This is a genomic window from Gammaproteobacteria bacterium (genome assembly GCA_035501935.1).
Lineage (GTDB): Bacteria > Pseudomonadota > Gammaproteobacteria > JAJPIJ01 > JAJPIJ01 > JAJPIJ01.
The window spans coordinates 14,799-37,804 of the sequence record DATJVC010000024.1 but is presented as its reverse complement, the minus strand read 5'-3'; the positions used below and the strand labels follow the sequence as shown (position 1 = coordinate 37,804).

Below are 23,006 nucleotides of genomic sequence, written 5' to 3'. Positions count from 1 at the left end.
GTGCCATTCCGCGGGCCGTTTACCCAAGGACGCGTATGGATTATCTTTGCACCCCTCCGACAAGGCACCACCATAACGATTAACAGCCACCGTGAACACCGCCCGTATACGCCTGTTGCAAAATATGCCGATCTTTGGCGGCATTAACGCCGACATTCTGAGCTACTTGTTGCAATTTACCCGCATCGTCAAGCAACCTGCGGGCGCCTATTACTTCCGCGAGCGGGATCCGGGCGATTCCATGTTTGTATTGGAAGAAGGCGAGATCGACATCGTCAAGAGCTGGAAGGACAGCACTTATCTATTGCGCAAACTGGGCGTCGGCGATTGTTTCGGAATTCTGACTCTGCTCGATTTGGGGCCCCGCAGCGGTTCAGCGATTGCCCGCCAACCGTGTTCGGCAATCGAAATCTCCAGCGCCAACATGTATGAGATTTACAAGAAGGATCCGGAACAGTACACGCTACTGCTGATGAATCTGGGCCGGGAAGTCAGTCGCCGGTTACGCGAGGCCGATACGCAATTGTTCAAGACGCTGGTGGAGCCGGAAAGCGCGGTTCGTGACTGGATTGCGGCAGATCGTTACATTGACCCCGTGGATACGCCTTTATAGAGCTTTTAACCCGGTAATTCAGCGGTAGTATTATCGAGGCCGTATCCCTCTATGTCGCCGTCCGCCGACAAATCTACAGATTCCCCCTTATTTTTGTTCAACCGTCGCTACAATCTTATAGCCAATGTATTCAAGTAATCACTTGTTAATAAATGATTTTTTATTGCCAATTGAGTGCCGAAGACCACAAAACTCAAGAACTGGCATGACCAGTGCACAGTAACCAATCAGAGAAAGGGCACACACGGCCGATGGCTTATTTTAAAGAGGCGGTTATGAACCACAAGGCAACATTGCAATTGGTCATTGATAACAGCCGCCGCTCAAAACGGGAGCGTCTGTTGCAACCTGCCGATTTGGAATACTTCGATACCGTGATTGAACGCGCCCGCGGACAGTTGCTGGACGATCTGGCCTACTATCAAGGGCGGATTTTCGATCTGAAGCAAATGGATCCACACAATCGGACGGGCCTAATGACGCTTTATCGCGCCCATGAATTCCACCTGCGCCGCCTGCTCGGCATGCTGTGCGAGCCATCGGCGGCCATTCACTGAGGAAACGATGTAATCGCTGTTCCCTTCTCGTTGGGATTTGAGCCCGCCACTTCGGCGGGCTTTTTTTCGAACGATTATCGCTGTCGCCAGCGCACCAGCGAAGGTGCAAAGAAACGCATCAGCAATATCACCAGGGCAAGCAGGCCCAGCAACCCCAGTAATCCAGGCGACAGTACGTCTCGCAGGTTGTGGATCTGCGCCAGTTCTGTCCCGGCGCTGACCAGGATGAACATGACTGGCAGCAAGCCGATGAGACTGACCGCGCAAAATGTGAAGACATCCATAGATGTCAGGCCCATGACCAGGTTGAGAATCCAGAACGGAAACGCGATCAAACGCATGGTCAGTAAAAAAACCCAACCCTCCTGCCGGAAGCCGGCATCCAGCCTCTGGTAATGATGTGCCAGGCGGACGCGCACCCAGTCGCGCAGCCAGTAGCGGGCGCTCAGAAAAGCGATGGTGGCACCGGCAGCTGCGGAGGACATGACGGTAAGCAAACCCACCCACCGGCCGAATAAAGCGCCTGCCAGCAGCGCCAGCACACCCGCGAACGGCAACGAGGCACCGGTGAGGACGATGAATAGCAGTATATAGCCGCCAATGGTCAGCCAGGGATGGCTGGCATAGAACATTTGCCATTCATACAGCCGTGCCTGCAGCGCTTCCAGGCGCAGCACTTGGCCCAGGTCAAAATACCAAGCCGATCCCCAAATCAGGAGCAACCCACATAACACCAGGAGACGTTTGCACATTGTCAGCATTCTATTTTGATCGTTCTTCGGGATTGGATCATTTACCGTCATGAATGAGCCAGGATTTGTATACTCCATCCCTCGTTCCCATCCCGGCGAAATCGAAAAGATTTTTATCGGCAAGATGCGATGGATTGACAGTCTGCAATGCAGAAAAAATATTGTTCAAACGCCCCGGCCATTTCTTTTCCCATTCCTGCAGCATGGATTTGATTTGCCGGCGTTGCAGGTTTTCCTGGCTGCCGCAAAGATTGCAGGGAATAATCGGAAAGCCTTGCAGTACGGCATATGTTTCAATGTCTCTTTCCGGGCAGTAGGCCAGCGGCCGGATGACAATATGCGCGCCGTCATCGGAGAGCAGCTTCGGCGGCATGGCCTTCATCCGCCCGCCGAAGAACAGGTTGAGAAACAGCGTCTCAATGATATCGTCGCGATGATGGCCCAGCGCGATCTTGGTCATGCCGGAGGACTTGGCATGCCGGTAGAGGATGCCGCGCCGCAGCCGGGAACATAACCCGCAGGTGGTCTTACCCTCCGGCACTACACGTTTGACGATGCTATAGGTGTCCTCATTCAAAATGTGATAAGGCACGCCGCGGGCGGACAGATAATCGGGCAACACGTGTACCGGAAATCCCGGCTGCTTCTGGTCCAGATTGACGGCAATGAGTTCGAAATCCACCGGTGCACTGCGCTGAAGGCTGAGCAGGATGTCCAGCAGCGTGTAGGAATCCTTGCCTCCGGACATGCAGACCATGACCCGATCTCCGGGCTCGATCATCTGGTAGTCCTCGATGGCGCGTCCCACAAAGCGCCGCAGGCGTTTGGCCAGCTTGTTTAATTCAAGCCGGTCTTTCCTGTCGTCGCGCGAAGATGGAATTGAGGAGGCGTGCATAAACCGGAAAAACTATACTCGGAGCAGGAGACCGCCACAATCCGACCTCAAAATATCAACGGGATTTCAAAGGGTAAATATCGGGGATGGCCGGTGCAATCGTGAGTCTGAACGATTATTATGCCGCGACACGCTCACCTGACTGACGCAGTCGGTGGGTAAAATCTCCCCTGACGTCAATTGCGTTGCGAACACCCCGGTGCGGTCATGAACGCCACACGCGCAGTGCATGGCAATACCCGCCGAACCGCGGCTTGCACCTCAATATTCGTCAATCGCCCAACCCCCTTACGGGAAGCAGCACGCCCCCCCTAGCGGGTCACGGCGCAGTAAGCGCGCTGAGATTTCCAAGGTCAACGCGCGATGTCGAGATCGCCGATCAGCGTGGTGGCGCGAATCGACCCTCTGCTTCAGGCGGTTCCGCACCCGGCGGATATGCCTGAAAAAAGCCGGGATCAGGCTTCCGCTGGCGTCACCGCCGATGCCTGCAAGCCCTTGGGGCCGCGCTGCACCTCGAAGTTTACTTTCTGACCTTCCTGCAAGGTCCGGAAACCGGAACCCTTGATTGCGGAGTAGTGCACGAACACATCGTCACCACCTTCACTCGGAGTAATGAAACCGTACCCCTTTGCTTCATTAAACCACTTTACAGTACCTGTTGCCATGCGTATTAACTCCAAAAAATTAAACGGGTGTGTTGCAGATCGATCGAAGGCAGCATAGAGAGGTTTTCGAGGAACATCTTCACCATCCTGCGACTTACACTGCAGCGGGACAAAGCATAGACTAATCTCGCGACGGAAGCCACTATTTTCTCACGGCCACTTTGTGACGCAATAGACGCATCCGCCGGAGATCAGTTATGGTGCACGTTAATAATCTCGCGTCACGCATGAAATAATCGCCGGCGCTCCGTATGACAGCCAATCAATCTCCGTCGGTGGTGAACAAAGTCGCGCTGGTGACCGGTGGCGCCCGGCGCGTGGGCCGCGCCGTGGCGCTCAAACTGGCCGAGGCCGGCATGAATGTCGCCATCACCTACCAGCGCAGCCGGGAAGAGGCGGCGGAAGTGGTGGCCCGCATCGAAGCACTGGGCCGGCGCGGGCTCGCGATCGCCGCGGATCTGTCGCAGCCTGACGCCGACGCCGTAATTGCATCGGCGCTGATGGCCGGTTTTGAACGCCTGGATGCGCTCATCAATAACGCCAGCAGCTTCGCGCCCACGCCGTGGGGAAAGGTCGGCGCCGCGGATTATGATCTGAATCAGGCCGTAAATGCCCGCGCGCCATTGCGCTTGATCCAGCGCTTCGCACCGCTTTTGGGGGCACACCACGACTCCCGTGATCCCGACAGCGCCGGCCGGGTGGTGAACTTCATAGACATTCACGTCATGGGTGAACCGCTGAAACATTATCTGGCATACAATGCCTCCAAGGCCGCCTTGATGGAAATCACCTCGTCCTGCGCCATTGAGCTGGCGCCGCGGGTGACTGTCAACGCCATCGCGCCGGGGGTGATCGAATGGGCCGAATCCTATACCGAGGCCGAACGGCGCGCCTACATGACCCGAGTGCCGCTGGGCCGGCCGGGCACACCGGAGGACGCCGCCCGTGCCGTGCTGTTTCTGGTCCGTGACGCCAGCTATTGCACCGGCCAGATCCTCCGGCTCGACGGCGGCCGGTTCTTGACCTGATACTTGTCATAAACCGGCCCGCTCATCATGCGGACCGGGGGTGGGTGTGGGGGGGCATAACCATGCCGCTGGAAAAAATGATTCGGGTCGGATGGCGCGAATGGGTGGGTTTGCCGGATTTGCGCATCCCCGCAATCAAGGCCAAGGTGGATACCGGCGCCCGTACCTCCGCCCTGCACGCATTTTCCGTGGCCCGCACGGTGGAACGCGGCGTGCCCCGCGTGCGGTTCCAAATGCATCCCAGCCAACACCGAGCCGATCGGGTCGTGATCTGCGAAGCCGATATTCTGGATGAGCGCTGGGTGACCGACTCCGGCGGCCACAGCGAAAAGCGCGTCGTCATCGTAACGACGGTACAGTTGTGCGAACAGCGCCATCGCATCGAGGTCACGATCACCGATCGCGACACCATGCGTTTTCGCATGTTGCTGGGCCGCACGGCCATGCATCGTCGTCTGGTGGTCGATCCGGCCGCCTCTTATCTGCTGGGCAGGCCGCGGTTGGGGAAGCGGAGGATCCCATGAAGATTGCCGTCCTGTCACGCAACCCCAGACTGTATTCCACGCGCCGCTTGGTCGAGGCGGCGAAGCAACGCGGCCACAAAGTGCGAGTCATCGACTTTCTACGTTGTTACATGGACATCACCGCCCATCACCCACGCGTTTTTTACCACAGCCAGGAACTGACCGGTTTCAACGCCATCATCCCCCGCATCGGCGCTTCGGTTACATTCTACGGCGCCGCCGTGGTGCGACAGTTTGAAATGATGGGCGTATTCAGCATTAATGAATCAGTGGCCATCACCCGCTCGCGCGACAAGCTGCGCTGCCTGCAATTGCTGGCGCGCAGGGGCGTCGGGTTGCCAGTCACCGGTTTCGCCCATTCTCAGGAGGACATCAAGGACCTCATCCGCCATGTCGGCAACGCGCCGGTCGTGATCAAACTGCTGGAAGGCACGCAAGGCGTGGGCGTGATGCTCGCGGAAACCGCCAAGGCGGCGGAGAGCGTGGTGGAGGCATTCATGGGTATCAAGGCCAACATCCTGGTGCAGGAATACATCCGCGAAGCGAAGGGCATGGACATCCGCTGCCTGGTCATCGGCGGGAAGGTCATCGCCGCCATGCGGCGCCAGGGCAGGGAGGGAGAATTCCGTTCCAACTTGCACCGCGGCGGCAGTGCATCCTTGATCCGCATCACCCCGGAAGAACGCGCCATCGCCGTGCGCGCCGCCAGAATCATCGGCCTCAACGTCTGCGGCGTGGACCTCCTGCGCTCCAATCACGGCCCGCTGGTGATCGAGGTCAATTCCTCACCCGGATTGGAGGGTATCGAAGCGGCCTCGGGGAAAGACATTGCCGGGGCCATCGTTGAGTTTATCGAGAACAAGGCGCGCCCTCACCGTACCCACACCCGCGGCAAGGGTTAGCAGGTTGATGCAGATCCGCCGCGCTTGGCGTCACTTTATTGCCTCGCATCAACCCGCCAGGCATCCATGGGCCACGTTACTCGTTACGCTTTTCCGGGAACGCACGGGCACCAGCAGCGAGACAAATCGTTCCGCGCAGGCGCGCCAGGTGTGCCTGCGTGCATATTCCACGCAGTTCTGTCGCGGAATTTTCAGGGCGCCGGCGATCGCGGTGGCCAGATCTTCATCCAGCACGCCGGTTTTGCCATCGCGGACGACATCGATGGGCCCCGTGACCGGATAGGCCGCTACTGGCACGCCGCAGGCCATCGCCTCCAACATGACTAGGCCAAACGTATCCGTACGACTGGGGAACACGAACACATCTGCCGCCGCCATGGTGGCGGCCAGTTCCTGGCCGCGCTTCTCGCCCAAAAAGCTGCTGCTCGGATAGGTAGCGCGCAACCGTTGGATGTCGGGTCCATCACCGACGATGATCTTGGTGCCGACGACGTCCAGACGCAGAAATGCCTCAAGGTTTTTTTCCACCGCCACGCGTCCAACATACAACAACAAGGGACGGGGCCCGATCCCGTCAATATCCGGCAGGGGCCGAGGTTTGAATAAGTCGCTGTCGACCCCCCTTGACCACAGGGCCACGCGCCGGAATCGTCGTTGATGAAGACGCATCAGCATCGAGGGCGTGGCGACCATCGTCGCCGCCGCCGCATTGTGAAACCGGCGCAGATAGGCATACGACCATTGCAATGGTATGGGTACACGGGCGCGGATGTATTCCGGAAACTGGGTGTGAAATGACGTGGTGAAGCGCCAGCCTTGACGCAGGCAGAATGTCCTGGCCGCGTGGCCGAGCGGGCCCTCCGTGGCGATATGAACGGCTTCGGGAGCAAATTCGCGCAGCATGCGGGCAACGCCCGCGGCGGGCAGAATCGCGAGCCGGATCGACGGGTAGGTCGGGCATGGAACTGTGTGAAAGGACTGCGGGGTGACAAACAGCACCCGATGCCCCAGTTTGCACAGCTCCGCGCCTGTATGTATCAGCGTGTTGACGACGCCGTTGACCTGCGGATGCCAGGCATCGGTGATAATGGCAATACGTCTAACGAAAGCTGATTTGGTATAACTCTCTGGCACCGCCGTAAAAATTTCCGGTTTGGTCATGGCGCGTCGAACAAACGCGTGGTCATGTGATAACTTAATCAAGCTGGGGAGCAATCATGCGAAATCCCTCGCCGAGCGGCGCAGACTATATTCCATGTTTAATGGCAAACACATGAACATAAAAAGTCACTTTCATGACAATACATGAAGACGGCACGAACGCGATCACTGGCGCGCCCGCCAAGGGTCAGATCAAAGGCTGGCGGCGTTTACGCGATGCCTTGGGATACTCACGGCTGGGTTTGTTGGCGGCGTATCGTCACGAAGAGGCGTTCCGGCAAGAGTGCTGGCTGGCAGCCTGCCTCACCGTGCTGGCCTGCGTTTTGCCAATCAGTCCCTACGAACGGCTGGCGCTGATCGTCAGCCTGCTCATCGTGCTGATTGTGGAATTGCTCAATTCAGCCGTCGAGGCCGTCACCGACCGTGTCTCCAGGGATTTGCATGAACTCGCGGGACGGGCCAAGGATATGGGTAGCGCCGCCGTGCTGCTGTCCTTGGTGCTCTGCATCATGGTCTGGTCGGTGGTTCTCGCGAAATTGTGGTTCCCCCCCGAGTCGGTTCTACGGTTGCTGAAATTCTTGTGAAGCGAAGAATGCCGTAACGGCGCCGACGGCGCTTAGTGAATATCCGTATTCAAAATGTCTCAAAACCGCAATATTACTGTCATGTGATTATGTCCCAATGCCAGCGGCCAAAATGTGAGGACGCCTGTGCTGGACACCGCGGAATTCCTGATTTTCCGTCCACAGCATTATCGTGCAATCTGGATCTCCGACCTCCATCTAGGCACGCCGGGTTGCCAGGCCAAATATCTTCTGGATTTTCTGCGTTACAACGAATCCGATTTTCTGTATCTGGTCGGCGACATCGTCGACGGTTGGCAGCTAAAACGCCGCTGGTTCTGGGCCCAGGCCCATAACGACGTCATCCAGAAAATTTTGCGCAAGGCGCGCAAGGGCACCCGGGTTGTCTATATCCCCGGCAATCACGACGAGGCGGCGCGACAGTTTCTCGGCTATCGCTTCGGCGACATCGAAATAGCGGAGGAGGCTGTCCACACGCTCGCCGATGGCCGCCGGCTGCTCGTCACGCACGGAGACCTGTACGACGGCGTGGTGCAACGGGCCCGCTGGCTGGCGTTGCTGGGCGATCACCTCTACACGCTGATCCTCAAACTCAACCAGTGGTTCAATCACATCCGCGCCCGGCTTGGGATGACCTATTGGTCGTTGTCCCAGTACTTGAAACACAAAACCAAAAACGCGGTGAATTTCATCACCGATTTCGAGACCGCCGTTGCCAATGATGCGCGCCGGCGCGGCTTCCAAGGCGTGGTCTGCGGACACATCCACAAACCGGTCATCAAATCCATCGACGGCGTGCTGTATTGCAACGATGGCGATTGGGTGGAAAGCCTTTCCGCCCTGGCCGAGACCCTGGACGGCGAACTGCGGCTTATCGAGTGGCAACAATTGCGCGGCATGCCGCGGGAAATCTCGTATGCTTCTCACGAAGCAGGAGCCCCCGCCTGAAGATCTTAATCGTCACCGACGCCTGGTCGCCGCAGGTCAACGGCGTGGTGACCGTCCTGCGCACGATCGGAGAGGCCATGCACCGGCGCGGACACGCGGTGGAATTCCTGTCCCCGGCCGGATTCAAGTCGCTGCCCTGCCCGACTTATCCGGAAATCCGCTTGAGCGTCCTGCCATACCGCCAGGTTGTGGCGCGCATTGAATCGTCGGCGCCGGACGCCCTGCACATCGCCACCGAAGGACCGCTGGGTTTGGCCGCCCGCCGCTATTGCTTGCGGCGGCGACTGCCGTTCACCACGGCCTACCACACGCGTTTCCCGGAATATGTGCATGCCCGTATTCGGTTGCCTTTGGCGATCACCTACCGCTGGCTGCACCGCTTCCACCGGCATTCCCGCGCGCTGATGGTGCCGACGGCGGCAGTGCGTCGCGATTTGCAGCAGTGGGGATTCACCAATACCGTCCCCTGGAGCCACGGCGTGGACACCGAAATCTTCACGCCGGGAGACCGCGATTTTCTCAACACCGCGCGGCCGATCTTTCTCTACGTGGGCCGGGTGGCGGTGGAGAAGAACATCGAGGCGTTTCTGAAACTGAACCTGCCGGGATCGAAATGGGTGGTGGGGGAGGGCCCGCTGCGCGCCAAACTGGAGCGCGCATATCCCCAGGTCAATTTTGCCGGGATCCAACCGGTGGAAAAGTTGGTTCGCTTTTACCAAGCCGCCGATGCGTTTGTCTTTCCCAGCCTGACCGACACCTTCGGACTCGTGTTGCTCGAGGCCCTGGCCTGCGGGACGCCGGTGGCGGCTTTTCCCGTCGCTGGCCCCATCGATGTCATCGGCAGCAGCCCCGTGGGGTTGCTTGATTGGAATTTACAGTCGGCGTGCCTGCGTGCGCTCGAAATATCCCGTCATCACGCCCGGCGATATGCCGAAGGTTTCTCGTGGGATAATTCCGCGCGGCAGTTCGAATCCTACCTCGCGCCCATCAAATCCGGCGATCAAACATCGGCCGCCAATCCGGTATCCATGCAAACGGCCTGATGGGGCAGCCGGTTGGTGCCCGCCTCACGCGGGGCGGTCGATTTTCCGATAGCTGCCTGATGGCTGGTCACAAATGGGGCAGTTCCCGGACGGGAGGTCCTTGAGCGTGGAACCGCAATTCTGGCAGATGAAATAGCGGCTGGTGAATTCATTGATGGTTTGCACCACCTTGTCGAAAAAATCTTCGGAATAGGCCTGCACTTTCTCAATCATGTCGCGATGCTGTTTCTCGGATTGCCACGCATAAGTGACGTAAGCAACCGCCTCCGGATGGCCTTCAGGTTCGATACGCTTGAGGGTTTGAGGATACAGGTTGTCGATGGTGTCGATTTCGTCATTGGCCGCGACAATCAGGTTCTCCTTCGTACTCAAGGGTGTTACCGGAGCGGGGGAATATTGCGGTCTCGTACCGAGGCTTTCGAGGATCCTCTGGAAGTTGCGCCCGTGAATCTGCTCCGAGGCGGCAAGGGCAAAGAACAGATACGACACGCCATCATAACCGTCCGCCTTTGCCTTGTGGCTGAACGACAAATACATTTGCTGTGCATTCACCTCTCTCTGATATGCAGTCTCCAGTGCGGCGGTGGTTTCGGGGTACGCACCGGCCGCCACCATCCGTGGGTCGATAAACAATTTCCACGGCAGTAACGCCAGCAACGCGTTTTTCAGCACGCACCGGCGTGACCAATGTTTCCGGGCAGATGGCATGGGGTATCTTCGTACCATGAGGCTCTCAGGTGATGGTGAATCATCCCGCAAGTGCGACTCCATTGGAATCCAAGAACTCTCGCCCGGTGGTGCGGGTTGGAAACGGCGGATGGATTGTTGGTGGCTACGGGTGGACTCGAACCACCGACCTCAGCATTATGAGTGCCGCGCTCTAACCGGCTGAGCTACGTAGCCATCGCGGGAGGGCGCGATTGTCCGGAGTCATCCCCGCCTTGTCAATGGCGGGCGCCGTCATCGCACCCCGAAGACCACGATGGTCTTGCCGTGGGCCGTCAGCAGATGCTGTTCTTCCAGCGATTTGAGCACGCGCCCGACCATCTCGCGCGAACAGCCAACGATGCGCCCCAGTTCCTGGCGGGTAATGCGGATCTGCATGCCGTCGGGATGGGTCATGGCGTCGGGTTCCTTGCACAGGTCCAGCAGTGTGCGCGCGATGCGGCCGGCGACATCATGAAACGCCAGATCGCCGACCTTGGTATTGGTGCGGCGCAGACGCAACGCCAGTTGCGAGGCAATGACGAAAATCAAATCCGGCATAAGTGAGGTGAGCGCCTTGATGGCGTCGTAGCTTATGCTGGCGATGTCACTGGCGCCACGCGCGCGCACGAAGGCGGTGCGGCCGACGTTCTCGTTAAAGAGGCCGATCTCGCCGAAGAAATCACCGGCGTTCAAGTAGGCCAGAACGATTTCATGGCCGTTCTTGTCCTCCAGCAAAACCGTCACCGAGCCGCTGACGATGTAGTACAACTCACTCGAGGGGTCGCCCTGCCGAATGATGGTGCTTTTGGCGGGATACATCTTCCTCTGGCAATGTTCGAGGAAGCGGCGAATGGTTTCATTGCCCTTCACGGGCAGGCGCGGATCCGGCATCACTTGTCCCCGTTCCCAACAGGTCATTTGGGGGCGGATAAGTGCCTAGTCTAGTGAAGCCGCTGTTGATTGTCGATGTGCGATAATTCAAAGGCGTTCGATCCTTGAATTAAGGGGGGCAGATGAAAGGCGCCGTGAAATGGGTGGATGGGGCCATGTTCGTGGCCGAATCGGCCAGCGGGCATGCCGTGATCATCGATGGACCACCGGAAGGCGGCGGTCGGAATCTGGGCCCACGACCGATGGAGATGGTACTACTCGGTATGGGTAGCTGCACCGCCTACGATGTCGTGCATATCCTGAAGAAGGCGCGCCAGGACGTACGGGACTGCCAGGTCGAACTCGATGCCGAGCGTGCCGAATCCCCGCCGCAGGTCTTCACCCGCATTCATGTGCATTTCATCATCCGGGGCAGGCAGATTGCTGAATCCCAGGTCAGACGCGCCGTGGAACTGTCCGCGGAAAAATACTGCTCGGCTTCCATCATGCTGGGCAAGACCGCGGCCATCACCCACGACTTCGTGATCGAAGAAGCGCCATAACCGCGAATCACTCCACGCACCGCAGATACGCCTGTTCCAAGGTCGGCGCCGCGAATTGGGCGCAACATTCCGCCGGCCGGCCCGTGAAGCGCAATTCTCCTCCATGGAGGATGGCGACGCGATCACAGAGTGCCTCCACGTCGCTTAACAAATGAGTGCTGAAAAACAAGGTCTGCTGCCGCCCGCGCAAGCCCAACAGGTATTGCTTGAGCAGGGCGCGGGCCTTGGGGTCCAGTCCGCTCATCGGCTCGTCGAGGACAAACAATGGTTTTCCAGACAGCAGGGTGGCCGCCAATCCCAGTTTTTGCGCCATGCCCTTGGACAATGCGCGTACCGGCTTGGCGAGCGCGCCGGGATCGAAATCCAGCGCCGCCAGCACCGCCTCGCACTGCGGGGCGGTGTAAGTCGCCGCGTGCAGCGTGCGCATGAGTTCCATGAAATCCCGGCCGGTGGTGTAGTGTGGTGGCAGAAAACGCTCCGGCAGATAGGCCAGATGCGCGCGCGCGGCGGTCTCCTTATGCGTGGTCCCGAAGATTTCGATGCGCCCGCCGTCGATGGCGCAGAGGTCGAGGAGGCTCTTGATGAGCGTGGTCTTGCCGGCACCGTTGACGCCCACCAATCCGCAAAACTCCCCGGCGGGGATTTCGAGGTCGATGCCTCGCAACACGCTTAACCGCCCATAGTTTTTGCGGACGGCATGAAAACGGAGTGCGTGCGGCATGGCGCAAGTTTAGCAGGTCAAGGCGAGGTCGAATGACCGCAAACAAAAAGCCCGCCAGAGGCGGGCTTAAGTTGGAGGAGTCGCAACCAAAAACATCAAAATATCAAAACATCAGTACAGATAAGCCCCGCCGCAGTCCTGGTCGTTGGTGTTGATGTCCCAAATCGTGGTCGTGCCGGAAGTGGTGGTGCAGTTGGCGGAAATTGTCGACACGCTGCCCAGCGCGTTACCCGAATTCGGGGTCGCGCGCAGTACACCGGTCAACGGAAGGCCGTCATCTATCTTGCGGTCCAATTCACTCATGACGTTGGCCGGAATCAGATGGCCCACCACCATCAGCAGACGGGTGGTGGGGGTTCCACCTACATAATCCGCAGATTGAGTCAGCATGATGTAACCATTGAAGGCATTTTTCGGTGCGACATTGTCCTGTGAGTAGCTGGTGGCGTCCGTGGCGCCGCCTACATAGGCACCCTGGATGAAATTGGCGGCGGACAGATGTGCCCATAACGCCGAACCTTCACCCCAATCATTGGGCTTGAGTTGACCGTTGGCATCGCCCGCGATCGTCGTGGTGCCACCGGAACAACCAGCTGCATTGGCACTGACCACATTGCAAACTGAATTAGCGCCGGAACCGGTCATGTCGCCCGGCACCTGGCGGTAGCGGTCGATGAACCCGTAATAGGCGGCCTGGACGCCGGAGTTCTGGTCGGCGATGTTGCGTACGCGGGCGCTGGTGATCAGCTCCTGGCCTTTCAATATACCGCCCAGCAGCAGGCCGATGATGACCAGTACGATGGCGATTTCCACCAAGGTAAAACCGCGTTGTTTGTTGAAAGCAGTATTCATAAACTTAAAACCTCATGGTTGAGTTGTTGCCTGTCTAGGGATAAGCATTGGTCATGCCATAAATATAACTGATTGTTTAATATATCATTTATTGATTATACCCTCAAGCACATTTATTGTTATTGTTGGCATTACCGACAAGATCGTCAGGTTTTTGACAATAAAGCCCGGCGGTTAATTCATGATTTGCCCGGCCACGGCCATCAGCACCACCAAGGCGCCCAACAGGGTGTTGACGCCGATGATGCGGCGGATACGGGCAAGTTGTCGCCCCCCCTCCTTGAAATCGCCCAACGCGACGCATCGCCGCAACCGGCGGTAGGGCGCGAAGAAGGCGTGCCAATAGAGCAGGATCATGAGGGTGCCGATGCCGGCCATCAGCACTATCGCCGCCGGGGCTGAGGCGATATCGCTGTACAGGCGATCGGCCATGTACATCCCGGTTACCGGGAGCAGCACCACCGCCAGCCAAACAAACAGGAAGAAACGCCGGAAGACGGCAATCCACAATCGCAGGCGGAGCGACGGCTCCAGCAATGTCACCGCCGCCGGCCGCAGACAGACGTAGGCGAAGAACATTCCGCCCACCCAGACGATGGCGGCCAGGATATGCAGGCTGAGTGCGAAAAACATGGCGGGCTGTAATGATCCGGTGAAAGTATCTCACAACCAACGCCGCGTGATTTTTACATCGCTGACACCCAAGGCTGAAATGCGGCCGCCAATCGGGTAAAGTGGCGCCCCTTGCAAGGGCATATGGCTTATGAATCCGTACGTTATCGCGCCATCCATCCTGTCCGCCGACTTTGCCCGTCTGGGCGAGGAGGTCGCGCGCGTGCTCAAGGGAGGGGCCGACTTCATCCATTTCGACGTGATGGACAATCACTATGTCCCGAACTTGAGTTTCGGACCGGTGGTCTGCGAGGCGCTGCGTAAACACGGCGTCACCGCGCCCGTCGACGTGCATCTGATGGTGCGGCCGGTGGATAGGCTGATCGGCGATTTCGCCAGGGCCGGCGCCACCTATATCACCTTTCATCCGGAGGCGAGCGATCATGTGGATCGCTCGTTGCAACTGATCCGCGACGCGGGCTGCAAACCGGGCCTGGTGTTGAACCCCGCCACGCCGCTCAACGCGCTTGATCATGTGCTAGACAAGCTGGACATGGTGTTGATCATGTCGGTGAATCCCGGTTTCGGCGGCCAATCGTTCATCCCTGCGGCGCTGGACAAATTGCGCGCCGCCCGCAGACTCATCCGCAGCAGCGGGCGCGCCATCCGTCTCGAGATCGACGGCGGGGTCAAGGTCGACAATATTCGCGCCATCGCGGAGGCCGGCGCGGATACCTTTGTCGCCGGTTCGGCCATCTTTGGCAGCCCGGACTATGCGGCGACCATTGCGGCCATGCGCGCCGAACTTGCGAAGGTGCCGGCATGAACAACGGCGTGCCCGAGCTGGTGTTATTCGATCTGGACGGCACGCTGGTCGACAGTGTGCCGGACATCGCCTATTGCATTGATCAAATGCTCGGCGAATTGGGCCGTGCGCCGGCCGGGGAAACCCAGGTGCGGATGTGGGTGGGCAACGGCGCCGAGCGGCTCATCAAGCGCGCACTCACCCGTGCGATGGACGCGGAACCCGATGATACCGCGGAATATCAACGCGCCCATGCCCGCTTTTTGGAATTGTATGGCGAGCACACCGATGAACTGAGCCGTCTTTATCCCGGTGCGCTGGAGGGGTTGCGTTACGCGCGCAGCCTCGGCTGCCCGGTGGGCTGCGTCACCAACAAGGCGGCCCGCTTCACCGAGCCGCTGCTGCGCTCGCTCGGCATCCGCGGTGAGTTTGAGATTGTGGTGAGCGGCGACACGCTGGCGCGACGGAAACCCGATCCACTGCCGCTTTTGCATTGCGCGGACAAATGCGGCGCCAGACCTGCGCACAGCGTCATGGTGGGGGATTCCATCAATGACATCCAGGCCGCGCGGGCGGCCGGTTTTCGCATTGTTTGCGTCAGTTATGGCTACAATCATGGCAACGACATCAGCGTGGAAAAACCGGATGCCGTGATCCCGACACTGGCGGATTTATCCGCGCACCTCTAGACGCCCGTTTCATGGACGCCGCCCAGTTCAACGCGCTCCGGCGCCAGGGTTACAACCGCATCCCGGTGACGCGGGAGGTGCTGGCTGACATGGACACGCCGCTTTCGGCGTATCTCAAGCTGGCGGACGGTCCGCATTCCTATCTGTTCGAATCGGTGCAGGGCGGCGAGAAATGGGGCCGCTACTCGTTCATCGGTCTGCCGGCGCGCACTGTCATCCGCGTGCGCGGCGAAGATATCGCAGTTACCCAGGACGGACGGGAGGTGGAGCGCGCCAGCGCGGCCGATCCGCTGGCCTGGATAGAGTCGTACCATCAACGCCATCGTGTTCCTTCGTTGCCGGGATTGCCGCGCTTCAGCGGCGGCCTGGTCGGTTATTTCGGCTACGATTGCGTGCGCTACATCGAACCGCGCCTGCGCACCTGTCCCAATCCCGATCCGCTGGAAGTGCCGGACATTCTGCTCATGCTCTCCGATGAAGTGCTGATTGTGGACAACCTCAAGGGCAAATTGCATCTGGTGGTGCACGTCGACGCAGAAAGCGACAGCGCATTGCAGGCCGCGGAACAACGACTGGATGATCTAATCAAGAAATTGCGGGAGGGCAACCCTCGAGTTCCCCGCCATGAAGGCGCCATGCAGGTGACTGAGGCGGATTTCCGCTCTTCGTTCACGCGCGAGGGCTACATGGCGGCCGTCGAACGGATCAAGCAATACATCATTGACGGCGACGTGATGCAGGTTGTGCCGTCGCAGCGCATGTCGATCCCCTTTGCCGCGCCGCCGCTCGATCTCTACCGTGCGCTCCGCAGCCTGAACCCGTCGCCCTACATGTTCTTCTTCAACCTCGGCGATTTTCACGTTGTCGGTTCCTCGCCGGAAATTCTGGTACGGCTGGAGGAGGGCATGATCACCGTGCGGCCCATCGCCGGCACCCGCCCGCGCGGGAAGACCGAGGCGGAGGATCTGGCGCTGGAAAAGGATTTGTTGTCGGATCCCAAGGAGATCGCCGAGCACCTGATGCTGATTGACTTGGGCCGCAACGATGTGGGCCGCGTCGCCGGGATCGGCACCGTGCGCGTGACGGAAAAAATGGTGATCGAACGCTATTCGCATGTCATGCACATCGTTTCCAACGTACTTGGTAAATTAAAGCCGGGCCTGAACGCCATCGATGTTTTGCGCGCCACGTTTCCGGCCGGCACGGTCAGCGGCGCGCCCAAGATCCGGGCCATGGAAATCATCGATGAGTTGGAGCCGGTCAAGCGCGGGGTATACGCGGGCGCCGTGGGTTATCTGGCCTTCAGCGGCAATATGGATACGGCGATCGCCATCCGCACCGCCGTCATCAAGGGGGGCATGCTGCATATCCAGGCCGGCGGCGGCATCGTCGCCGATTCCGTTCCGGCCACGGAGTGGGAGGAGACCTTGAACAAGGCGCGCGCCATGTTCCGGGCCGTCACGCTCGCCGCCGCCGGACTCGACACTTCCGGGTAATCAAACCGCCGGTTCGCGGCTACAATTGAAGTCAGTGGTTATTTTCCGGTTAAAGCACCATGAAACGGGTGTTGCTGATTCTTACGTTGTTCTGCCTGCTGGCCGTCAGTATTGGCGCCGGCCTGTTGAGGCGTTTCGATGTCAATCGCTACAAGGGCGAACTGGTGGCGCTGATCGCCAAGCAAACCGGACGCAGCTTCGGCATCACCGGCGATATCCGGTTCGCGCCTTCGCTGGTGCCGACAGTGGTGGTGGAAGGCATCAGATTTGGCAATGCCGCGTGGAGCAGGCACGGGGACCTCGCCGTCATTGATCGAGTGGAAGCGCAGGCCGCGCTGCTGCCGCTGCTGCGAGGACATTTGGAGATCAAGCGCCTGGAATTGTCGGGCGCGAAACTGTGGCTGGAAACAAACGAAAAAGGCGAAGGCAACTGGGTGATCGGCGATCAAAAGCCGACCGCCGCGAATACTGCGGCGCCTCTGCCATTCGCGTTGGCGGTGCGGCAGATCCGCGTCGAGAAATCGACGCTTCAATACCATGAGGCGAAGGCGGCGGCAGGCCAGTCGCTTGATATCAAATCCCTGCGTCTGGAAAGCACCTCGGCGGGAGCGCCAATCACGCTGGACTTCGATGGTGCTTACCGGGGTCTCCCGCTTTCGCTGTCGGGTACGGTGGGTTCATGGGAGGCCTTGCGCGAAAACCAGCGCTGGCCCTTCGATTTGAAAGGCCGGCTCAAGGCGGTGAAGGCCGCGTTGCGCGGCGAGGCCGAAAGACCCGTCTCCGGCGAGGGCATCAGGGCGGAAATCTCGCTCAATGCCGAAACACTGGCTGCATTGGGCGATCTTGCCGGCCGCAAATTGCCGCCGTTGTCTCCGGTTTCCGTTTCGGCTTCGATAATCCCGCTGCAGAAAAAGACGGGCCAGGGATACTCCATTCCCAGCCTGACCGTGAAAGTGGGGAATTCTGATCTGGCGGGGCATCTGCAGGTCGATCCCACTGGGCCACGCCCAATCGTCGGCGGTGAATTCAATTCCAACCTCATCGATCTGGCGGAAATTCTGCCGTCCCCCGAAAAGGAAAAGAAAAGCGAGCGCATGTTCTCCACCAATCCGCTGCCGTTTCCATCTTTGCGCGTTGCGGACGCCAAAGGCGTGCTGCGTGTAGGTGTCTTAAAAACACACAAGATGGTTTTCGACAAAGTCGCCGTCACCTTGGCCTTGACGAACGGACGGCTAACGCTCGACCCATTCGATGCCGGACTGGCCGGCGGAAGGGTGGATGGCACGTTATCGGCTGATGCCACCGCCGCCAAACCGAAGATCAATATCGAGTTGCATGGCAAAGGCATCCTGCCCGGCCAGCTGCCGCAACTGGCCGGCAAGCATCTGGAGAATGCACCGACTGATTTCACTTTCGACCTGCATGGCAATGGCGCTTCCGCAGCGGAAATCATGGGTGATGGCAATGGCAAACTGCTGGTGCATGCCGGCGCAGGCCGCATGCCGAACAATCTCGCCAGCACGGATCTACTGCTCGACAGTCTGCGTCTGCTTAACCCGCTGGCCAAATCCGATCCTTACACCAATATCGAATGCGCGGTCGTGAATTTCGGCATCAAAAACGGTGTCGCCAGCGGCCCCACTGGACTCGGCGTGCGCACGGACAAACTCAGCATTCTGGGCGGCGGCACGGTGGACCTCAAGACCGAGCGCATCGATATCGGCGCCAAACCCAAGCCGCGCACCGGTGTCGGGCTCAACATTGCCGCACTCGGCGACTTCGTACGTCTGGGCGGCACGCTCTCCAATCCGCACCCGGCCACCGACGCCGGCGGCGCAGCCGAGGCCGGACTCAAGGTCGGGGCGGCAGTGGCCACCGGCGGACTGACGTTGCTGGCCGAGGGGCTGTTTGACCGGGCAAGTTCTGATGACGATGTCTGCGCCATCGCCGCCGGCACCCAGCCGCTCAGATCGGCGCAAAAGCAGAAATCGGTCATGGAGAAAACCACGGACACCACCAAGGAAGCGGCAAAAAGCGCCACCGACGCCGTGCAGGGCGTGTTCAAGAGCATCTTCGGCAAATAATGCAGGCTGTTGGCCGTTTCCCGCGATGCGGGGATTCCGTTGGTTGCGATTTCCGGCGACAATGCCGGCTTCCCGTGACCTGAAGGTATTGCACAAATAGAGTGCGCAATCATGCTGCTGATGTTGGACAATTACGATTCGTTTACCTACAACCTGGTGCAGTATTTGGGCGAGCTGGGGGCGGACGTGCGGGTGTATCGCAACGATCAGATCACGGTCGATGAAATTGGGAAATTGAAGCCTGAACATATCGTGATCTCACCGGGCCCATGTACACCCAACGAGGCCGGCGTGTCTATGGATGTGATCCGACATTTCCAGTCGCAGGTGCCCATCCTCGGCGTGTGTCTGGGGCATCAGGCCATCGGTCAGGTGTTCGGCGGCGACGTGGTGCACGCGCGCGAAGTGATGCACGGCAAGACCTCGTTGATCCGGCACACTGGCAAGGACGTGTTCCGCGATCTGGCCAACCCGTTTACCGCCACCCGCTACCATTCGTTGGTGATCAAAAAGGAAACCCTGCCGGCGTGTCTGGAGATGACGGCATGGACGGAGCGCGCCGACGGCAGTGTGGATGAAATCATGGGCGTACGGCACCGCCAGCATCATGTCTCCGGCGTGCAGTTCCATCCCGAATCCATCCTGACCGAGCATGGTCACCAGCTGCTGAAAAATTTTCTCAAAAGTCGCTGACGACATGTCGATAGTGTCTTATCTGCAGGCGCTGACGGAGCGGCGCGATCTAACGACTGATGAAATGACGATGGCCATGCGCGCGATCATGAGCGGCGCGGCCACGCCGGCGCAGATCGCGGGTTTTCTGATTGCGCTGCGCATGAAGGGCGAGACCGTGGCCGAAATCGCCGCCGCCGCGCGCGTCATGCGTGAACAGGCCGCCGCAGTGACGATCGACCTTCCGCATCTGGTCGATACCTGCGGCACGGGCGGCGACGGCGCCCGTACCTTCAACATCTCCACTGCCAGCGCCTTCGTCGTGGCGGCGGCCGGCGGGCATGTGGCGAAGCATGGCAATCGCGCCACCTCCAGCCAAAGCGGCAGCGCCGATGTGCTGGAGACGGCTGGCGCAAAGATCGATCTCACGCCTGCGCGGGTGGTGGAATGCATCCGGGAGACTGGCGTGGGGTTCATGTTCGCGCCGAAGCATCACGCCGCGACCCACCATGTCGTCGGGCCACGCCGTGAGCTGGGCGTGCGCACGTTGTTCAATCTGCTGGGGCCGCTCACCAATCCCGCGCGCACGGTGAACCAGGTGCTCGGCGTGTACAGCCGCAAGTGGCTGCTCCCGCTGGCTGAGGTGTTGCGTGAACTCGGCAGCCGCCATGTCTGGGTGGTGCACGCCGAGGATGGCCTGGATGAGATCAGCATCGCCGGACCGACCCATGTCGCAGAATTACGCGACGGCGCCATCCGCAGCTTTACGATCACGCCGGAGGAGGCGGACATCCCGCGTGGTGCGCTCATGGATCTCGCGGCCGGCGACGCGCGGGAAAGTCTGCGCAAACTGGAATCGGCCCTGCGCAACGAACCGGGGCCGGTGCGCGACATCGTGTGCCTCAATGCCGGCGCCGCCATCCATGTGTGCGGTCTGGCCGGTGATTGGAGGAGCGGGGTACAGAAGGCGCAGCGGGCGATCGCCGATGGCAAGGCACTGGATTGCTTTCAACGGTTCATCCGTTACACGCAGAAGACGCGGTGAGCTCGAGTATTTCCATCATGGGCACGCCGGACATTCTCCGCGAGATTGTGGAGCACAAGCGCAGGGAAGTGGCGGCGCGCGCCGCCAAAGTGAAACTCGCCGAACTGAAGAGGAAAGCGGCGTCGGCAAAACCGCCGCGCGGTTTTACGAATGCCATCCAGAACAGGATTGCGCTGGGTCAACCGGCCGTCATTGCCGAATGTAAAAAGGCCTCTCCCAGCCGCGGGGTGATTCGTGAAGATTATTCCCCGACGGCCATCGCGAAATCCTATGTGGCGGCGGGGGCGACGTGCCTGTCAGTGCTCACCGACGCCGATTACTTTCAAGGCGCCGATGATCATCTGATCGAGGCACGGCAGGCCTGCACCTTGCCCGTCATCCGCAAGGATTTCATGATTGACCCCTACCAGGTATATGAGTCCCGCGCGCTTGGCGCCGACTGCATCCTGCTGATCGCCGCCTGCCTGCCGGACAAGCTGATGCAGGACCTGGCCTCACTGGCGCGCGATCTGGGCATGGACGTGTTGGTGGAGGTGCATGATCGCAAGGAACTGGAACGCGGACATCTGCTGCGTACGCCGCTCATCGGCATCAACAACCGCGATTTGCGCTCCTTCGCCACCGATCTCAATACCACGCTGGATTTGCTCGTCGACGTGATGCCCGATCGCACCGTGGTGACCGAAAGCGGCATACACACACCGGAAGATGTGGCGTTGATGCGCCGGCGCGGCGTCAACGCCTTCCTGGTCGGCGAGGCGTTCATGTCGTCGGCCGATCCCGGCGCGAAACTCAAGGAATTGTTTTCACTTTAAGAAGTCAGAATACCGGTTGATTCAACAAGGAGAATTCGCCATGCGAGCATTCGTGTTTTGTCTGCTGAGTCTGATCGCCTTCACCGCCGCCGCGGCAAACTGGAGTGCTGAGAAGCTCTGGGAAACGGAGGCGGTATTCCAACACCCCGAATCTGCGCTCTACGACGAACAACGCGATGTCATTTACGTCTCCAACATCAACGGCGACGCCGGCGCCAGGGACGGCAACGGTTTCATCTCGCGCCTGTCCACCGCCGGCAAGGTGCTGGATCTGCAATGGGTCACGGGCCTCAACGGCCCCAAGGGGCTGGGGCGCGTCGGCGACAAACTTTATGCCGCTGATATCGACGCACTGGTCGAGATCGACATCAAGCAAGGGAAAATCAGCCATCGTTATGAGGCGCCCGGCGCAAAGTTTCTGAATGACGTCACGACCGACGGCAGGGGCAACGTGTACGTCTCCGACATGGTGACGAACAAGATCCATCGCCTGCACCGGGGCAAGCTTGAGGTGTGGCTGGATTCCGCGACGCTGGAAAATCCCAACGGCCTGCATGTCGCCGGCGGGCGGATGATCGAAGGTGCCTGGGGCGTGATGGCGGCGGGTGGCTTCAGTACCCCCGTACCCGGCCGCGTCAAGGTGATCTCCATGCGCGACAAGTCCATCAAGGATTTCGGCGGCAGCCAGCCCGTCGGCAACATGGACGGCATCGAGCTGCTGCCGGACGGTCAGGTGCTGGCCACCGACTGGATGGTGGGCAAGCTCATGACCGTGGCGTCGGACGGCACGGTCAACGTGCTCGTCAATCTGCATCAGGGTTCAGCCGACGTCGGCTATATGTCGAAGAAGCGGATCGCGCTGTTACCGATGATGATGGACGGCACGGTCATCGCGTATCAACTGAAATCGCGGTAACGCCCGTGACCGATTACGACAACTCCGGTTTCGGCATTGAATACTCGGACAAGTCGTTCTGGGACAAGCTTAAAGCCTACGCGCTCATAGCCGGACGCGAGGTCGTCGAGAAGGCGCTGATTCTTTACTACACGGCTCGCGCGCCGGCCACGCCCGCCTGGGCCAAGGCCACCATCATCGGTGCACTGGGGTATTTCATCAGCCTGATCGATGCCATCCCCGATCTGACCCCGATCATCGGTTACACCGATGATCTCGGCGTGATGGTCGCAGCGCTGGCCGTGGTCGCGGCCAGCGTCACGCCGGAGATCCGCGCGCAGGCGAAGCAAAAACTCAGTGAATGGTTTAAGGAACCTGCAGCGTCCTGATAGAATCCACAGAAATCACGCGCCCGTAGCTCAGCTGGATAGAGTACTCGGCTTCGAACCGAGTGGTCGGGGGTTCGAGTCCCTCCGGGCGCGCCAATTCTGATACATCATTGCCGAC

General features: G+C 59.6%; 27 protein-coding genes and 2 tRNA genes. 19 read left to right on the top strand and 10 right to left on the bottom strand.

The genetic code is table 11. The features are described 5' to 3' along the window. Window positions 1-91 precede the first annotated feature (91 nt). Complete coding sequence (locus tag VMH34_06110) at window positions 92-613, top strand: Crp/Fnr family transcriptional regulator (GenBank protein ID HTT08346.1); 522 nt, start codon at window positions 92-94, stop codon at window positions 611-613. A gap of 275 nt (window positions 614-888) precedes the next feature. Then, complete coding sequence (locus tag VMH34_06105) at window positions 889-1,170, top strand: hypothetical protein (protein HTT08345.1); 282 nt, start codon at window positions 889-891, stop codon at window positions 1,168-1,170. Window positions 1,171-1,244: 74 nt separating this feature from the next. Here the strand turns inward: VMH34_06105 and VMH34_06100 are convergent, their stop codons facing one another. From VMH34_06100 to VMH34_06090, 3 genes are all read right to left on the bottom strand, one after another. Then, window positions 1,245-1,922: a VTT domain-containing protein gene (locus tag VMH34_06100; protein ID HTT08344.1), complete on the bottom strand. Its 678-nt coding sequence runs from the start codon at window positions 1,920-1,922 to the stop codon at window positions 1,245-1,247. A 37-nt stretch (window positions 1,923-1,959) separates the two neighbouring features. Continuing rightward, a complete protein-coding gene (gene ttcA / locus VMH34_06095) occupies window positions 1,960-2,817 on the bottom strand; it encodes a tRNA 2-thiocytidine(32) synthetase TtcA (GenBank protein ID HTT08343.1) in 858 nt (285 codons plus the stop codon). A gap of 455 nt (window positions 2,818-3,272) precedes the next feature. Further along, complete coding sequence (locus VMH34_06090; GenBank protein ID HTT08342.1) at window positions 3,273-3,482, bottom strand: cold-shock protein; 210 nt, start codon at window positions 3,480-3,482, stop codon at window positions 3,273-3,275. A 251-nt stretch (window positions 3,483-3,733) separates the two neighbouring features. Here VMH34_06090 and VMH34_06085 point away from each other — a divergent pair, with 251 nt between their 5' ends. The 3 genes from VMH34_06085 (at window position 3,734) to rimK (ending at window position 5,936) form a co-directional block, all read left to right on the top strand. Beyond that, window positions 3,734-4,510 carry an SDR family oxidoreductase gene (locus VMH34_06085; GenBank protein ID HTT08341.1) on the top strand — a complete coding sequence of 259 codons (777 nt, stop codon included), beginning with the start codon at window positions 3,734-3,736 and terminating at the stop codon, window positions 4,508-4,510. A gap of 62 nt (window positions 4,511-4,572) precedes the next feature. After that, window positions 4,573-5,034 (top strand): RimK/LysX family protein, encoded by a 462-nt coding sequence (locus VMH34_06080; protein ID HTT08340.1) that lies wholly within the window; start codon window positions 4,573-4,575, stop codon window positions 5,032-5,034. Continuing rightward, window positions 5,031-5,936, top strand: coding sequence for a 30S ribosomal protein S6--L-glutamate ligase (gene rimK / locus VMH34_06075; GenBank protein HTT08339.1), 906 nt, complete (start codon window positions 5,031-5,033; stop codon window positions 5,934-5,936). Before VMH34_06080 ends, rimK begins: the two co-directional genes overlap by 4 nt. A gap of 48 nt (window positions 5,937-5,984) precedes the next feature. On the opposite strand, the gene VMH34_06070 is transcribed toward rimK, so the two are convergent. After that, window positions 5,985-7,097, bottom strand: a complete 1,113-nt coding sequence (locus VMH34_06070) for a glycosyltransferase family 1 protein (protein HTT08338.1) — start codon at window positions 7,095-7,097, stop codon at window positions 5,985-5,987. Between the two features lie 134 nt (window positions 7,098-7,231). On the opposite strand from VMH34_06070, the gene VMH34_06065 reads away from it, so the two are divergent. The 3 genes from VMH34_06065 (at window position 7,232) to VMH34_06055 (ending at window position 9,672) form a co-directional block, all read left to right on the top strand. After that, window positions 7,232-7,681: a diacylglycerol kinase gene (locus VMH34_06065; GenBank protein ID HTT08337.1), complete on the top strand. Its 450-nt coding sequence runs from the start codon at window positions 7,232-7,234 to the stop codon at window positions 7,679-7,681. A gap of 114 nt (window positions 7,682-7,795) precedes the next feature. Further along, a complete protein-coding gene (locus tag VMH34_06060) occupies window positions 7,796-8,629 on the top strand; it encodes a UDP-2,3-diacylglucosamine diphosphatase (GenBank protein HTT08336.1) in 834 nt (277 codons plus the stop codon). Next, window positions 8,626-9,672 (top strand): glycosyltransferase family 1 protein, encoded by a 1,047-nt coding sequence (locus VMH34_06055; GenBank protein ID HTT08335.1) that lies wholly within the window; start codon window positions 8,626-8,628, stop codon window positions 9,670-9,672. Before VMH34_06060 ends, VMH34_06055 begins: the two co-directional genes overlap by 4 nt. A gap of 24 nt (window positions 9,673-9,696) precedes the next feature. On the opposite strand, the gene VMH34_06050 is transcribed toward VMH34_06055, so the two are convergent. The 3 genes from VMH34_06050 to crp form a co-directional block, all read right to left on the bottom strand. Beyond that, window positions 9,697-10,344 carry a ferritin family protein gene (locus VMH34_06050; protein ID HTT08334.1) on the bottom strand — a complete coding sequence of 216 codons (648 nt, stop codon included), beginning with the start codon at window positions 10,342-10,344 and terminating at the stop codon, window positions 9,697-9,699. A gap of 154 nt (window positions 10,345-10,498) precedes the next feature. Further along, window positions 10,499-10,575 (bottom strand) — tRNA-Met (locus VMH34_06045). Between the two features lie 57 nt (window positions 10,576-10,632). Beyond that, window positions 10,633-11,271 carry a cAMP-activated global transcriptional regulator CRP gene (crp, locus tag VMH34_06040; GenBank protein HTT08333.1) on the bottom strand — a complete coding sequence of 213 codons (639 nt, stop codon included), beginning with the start codon at window positions 11,269-11,271 and terminating at the stop codon, window positions 10,633-10,635. 122 nt (window positions 11,272-11,393) lie between these two features. On the opposite strand from crp, the gene VMH34_06035 reads away from it, so the two are divergent. After that, window positions 11,394-11,813, top strand: coding sequence for an OsmC family protein (locus tag VMH34_06035; protein ID HTT08332.1), 420 nt, complete (start codon window positions 11,394-11,396; stop codon window positions 11,811-11,813). Window positions 11,814-11,820: 7 nt separating this feature from the next. Here VMH34_06035 and VMH34_06030 read toward each other — a convergent pair whose 3' ends face one another. The 3 genes from VMH34_06030 to VMH34_06020 all read right to left on the bottom strand — a co-directional run bounded on the left by VMH34_06030 (window position 11,821) and on the right by VMH34_06020 (window position 14,019). Then, the gene (locus VMH34_06030) at window positions 11,821-12,534 is read right to left on the bottom strand and encodes an ABC transporter ATP-binding protein (GenBank protein ID HTT08331.1); all 714 of its coding nucleotides are present in this window, start codon (window positions 12,532-12,534) and stop codon (window positions 11,821-11,823) included. A 111-nt stretch (window positions 12,535-12,645) separates the two neighbouring features. Further along, the gene (locus VMH34_06025) at window positions 12,646-13,386 is read right to left on the bottom strand and encodes a prepilin-type N-terminal cleavage/methylation domain-containing protein (GenBank protein ID HTT08330.1); all 741 of its coding nucleotides are present in this window, start codon (window positions 13,384-13,386) and stop codon (window positions 12,646-12,648) included. Between the two features lie 174 nt (window positions 13,387-13,560). After that, on the bottom strand, window positions 13,561-14,019 hold the full coding sequence (locus tag VMH34_06020; GenBank protein HTT08329.1) for a CopD family protein: 459 nt from the start codon (window positions 14,017-14,019) through the stop codon (window positions 13,561-13,563). Between the two features lie 130 nt (window positions 14,020-14,149). Between VMH34_06020 and rpe the strand changes: the two genes are divergently transcribed. The 10 genes from rpe to VMH34_05970 all read left to right on the top strand — a co-directional run bounded on the left by rpe (window position 14,150) and on the right by VMH34_05970 (window position 22,984). Further along, window positions 14,150-14,824, top strand: a complete 675-nt coding sequence (gene rpe, locus VMH34_06015; GenBank protein ID HTT08328.1) for a ribulose-phosphate 3-epimerase — start codon at window positions 14,150-14,152, stop codon at window positions 14,822-14,824. Continuing rightward, window positions 14,821-15,492 carry a phosphoglycolate phosphatase gene (locus VMH34_06010; protein ID HTT08327.1) on the top strand — a complete coding sequence of 224 codons (672 nt, stop codon included), beginning with the start codon at window positions 14,821-14,823 and terminating at the stop codon, window positions 15,490-15,492. The genes rpe and VMH34_06010 overlap by 4 nt, the downstream gene beginning before the upstream one ends. Before the next feature lie 11 nt (window positions 15,493-15,503). Further along, complete coding sequence (gene trpE, locus VMH34_06005) at window positions 15,504-16,988, top strand: anthranilate synthase component I (GenBank protein ID HTT08326.1); 1,485 nt, start codon at window positions 15,504-15,506, stop codon at window positions 16,986-16,988. A 59-nt stretch (window positions 16,989-17,047) separates the two neighbouring features. Then, on the top strand, window positions 17,048-19,072 hold the full coding sequence (locus VMH34_06000; protein HTT08325.1) for an AsmA family protein: 2,025 nt from the start codon (window positions 17,048-17,050) through the stop codon (window positions 19,070-19,072). Window positions 19,073-19,183: 111 nt separating this feature from the next. Next, window positions 19,184-19,765, top strand: a complete 582-nt coding sequence (locus VMH34_05995; protein ID HTT08324.1) for an aminodeoxychorismate/anthranilate synthase component II — start codon at window positions 19,184-19,186, stop codon at window positions 19,763-19,765. A gap of 4 nt (window positions 19,766-19,769) precedes the next feature. Next, window positions 19,770-20,789 (top strand): anthranilate phosphoribosyltransferase, encoded by a 1,020-nt coding sequence (gene trpD, locus VMH34_05990; GenBank protein ID HTT08323.1) that lies wholly within the window; start codon window positions 19,770-19,772, stop codon window positions 20,787-20,789. Between the two features lie 14 nt (window positions 20,790-20,803). Further along, on the top strand, window positions 20,804-21,604 hold the full coding sequence (trpC, locus tag VMH34_05985) for an indole-3-glycerol phosphate synthase TrpC (GenBank protein ID HTT08322.1): 801 nt from the start codon (window positions 20,804-20,806) through the stop codon (window positions 21,602-21,604). Between the two features lie 40 nt (window positions 21,605-21,644). Continuing rightward, window positions 21,645-22,520, top strand: a complete 876-nt coding sequence (locus tag VMH34_05980) for a hypothetical protein (GenBank protein HTT08321.1) — start codon at window positions 21,645-21,647, stop codon at window positions 22,518-22,520. Window positions 22,521-22,525: 5 nt separating this feature from the next. After that, window positions 22,526-22,888: a DUF1232 domain-containing protein gene (locus VMH34_05975; GenBank protein ID HTT08320.1), complete on the top strand. Its 363-nt coding sequence runs from the start codon at window positions 22,526-22,528 to the stop codon at window positions 22,886-22,888. Between the two features lie 19 nt (window positions 22,889-22,907). Beyond that, a tRNA-Arg gene (locus tag VMH34_05970) sits at window positions 22,908-22,984 on the top strand. Window positions 22,985-23,006: the final 22 nt, after the last annotated feature.

Coding starts and splice junctions, on each gene's coding strand:
- VMH34_06105 (HTT08345.1), top strand. CDS start 889: ATGAACCACAAGGCAACATTGCAATTGGTCATTGATAACAGCCGCCGC.
- VMH34_06100 (HTT08344.1), bottom strand. CDS start 1,922: ATGTGCAAACGTCTCCTGGTGTTATGTGGGTTGCTCCTGATTTGGGGA.
- ttcA (HTT08343.1), bottom strand. CDS start 2,817: ATGCACGCCTCCTCAATTCCATCTTCGCGCGACGACAGGAAAGACCGG.
- VMH34_06090 (HTT08342.1), bottom strand. CDS start 3,482: ATGGCAACAGGTACTGTAAAGTGGTTTAATGAAGCAAAGGGGTACGGT.
- VMH34_06085 (HTT08341.1), top strand. CDS start 3,734: ATGACAGCCAATCAATCTCCGTCGGTGGTGAACAAAGTCGCGCTGGTG.
- VMH34_06080 (HTT08340.1), top strand. CDS start 4,573: ATGCCGCTGGAAAAAATGATTCGGGTCGGATGGCGCGAATGGGTGGGT.
- rimK (HTT08339.1), top strand. CDS start 5,031: ATGAAGATTGCCGTCCTGTCACGCAACCCCAGACTGTATTCCACGCGC.
- VMH34_06070 (HTT08338.1), bottom strand. CDS start 7,097: ATGACCAAACCGGAAATTTTTACGGCGGTGCCAGAGAGTTATACCAAA.
- VMH34_06065 (HTT08337.1), top strand. CDS start 7,232: ATGACAATACATGAAGACGGCACGAACGCGATCACTGGCGCGCCCGCC.
- crp (HTT08333.1), bottom strand. CDS start 11,271: ATGCCGGATCCGCGCCTGCCCGTGAAGGGCAATGAAACCATTCGCCGC.
- VMH34_06035 (HTT08332.1), top strand. CDS start 11,394: ATGAAAGGCGCCGTGAAATGGGTGGATGGGGCCATGTTCGTGGCCGAA.
- VMH34_06030 (HTT08331.1), bottom strand. CDS start 12,534: ATGCCGCACGCACTCCGTTTTCATGCCGTCCGCAAAAACTATGGGCGG.
- VMH34_06025 (HTT08330.1), bottom strand. CDS start 13,386: ATGAATACTGCTTTCAACAAACAACGCGGTTTTACCTTGGTGGAAATC.
- VMH34_06020 (HTT08329.1), bottom strand. CDS start 14,019: ATGTTTTTCGCACTCAGCCTGCATATCCTGGCCGCCATCGTCTGGGTG.
- rpe (HTT08328.1), top strand. CDS start 14,150: ATGAATCCGTACGTTATCGCGCCATCCATCCTGTCCGCCGACTTTGCC.
- VMH34_06010 (HTT08327.1), top strand. CDS start 14,821: ATGAACAACGGCGTGCCCGAGCTGGTGTTATTCGATCTGGACGGCACG.
- trpE (HTT08326.1), top strand. CDS start 15,504: ATGGACGCCGCCCAGTTCAACGCGCTCCGGCGCCAGGGTTACAACCGC.
- VMH34_06000 (HTT08325.1), top strand. CDS start 17,048: ATGAAACGGGTGTTGCTGATTCTTACGTTGTTCTGCCTGCTGGCCGTC.
- VMH34_05995 (HTT08324.1), top strand. CDS start 19,184: ATGCTGCTGATGTTGGACAATTACGATTCGTTTACCTACAACCTGGTG.
- trpD (HTT08323.1), top strand. CDS start 19,770: ATGTCGATAGTGTCTTATCTGCAGGCGCTGACGGAGCGGCGCGATCTA.
- VMH34_05980 (HTT08321.1), top strand. CDS start 21,645: ATGCGAGCATTCGTGTTTTGTCTGCTGAGTCTGATCGCCTTCACCGCC.